At 46.8% G+C, this 248-nt stretch carries 1 protein-coding gene; it reads right to left on the bottom strand.

From position 1 onward, the window contains the following. The coding region (locus N473_RS26615) for a hypothetical protein (RefSeq protein WP_196766480.1) at window positions 1-248 on the bottom strand (248 nt) is incomplete at both ends.

Raw genomic sequence — 248 nt, 5'->3', positions numbered from 1 at the left:
CATCTTGGTTTACATCCAAGAGCACGGTACCTGATACCGACTTATCACCAGCTTTTGGTTTTTCTGTAAATTTGATTTCTGGTGCTGCGTCTGTGCCAACAACCACTTTTGCGACATTGCTCACCATGCCAGCACCTGAGCCAATGTAGCGATTACCCGTTTGGTAAATGCCACTTACTGTCTGCGTGATGGTGTAACCATCAGCATTCGATTCGATCAAGCCTGTGAAGCTAAACGCACCGTTAGCA

Source organism: Pseudoalteromonas luteoviolacea CPMOR-1, assembly GCF_001625685.1.
Taxonomy (GTDB): domain Bacteria; phylum Pseudomonadota; class Gammaproteobacteria; order Enterobacterales; family Alteromonadaceae; genus Pseudoalteromonas; species Pseudoalteromonas luteoviolacea_K.
This window is presented reverse-complemented; position numbering and strand designations above follow the sequence as displayed.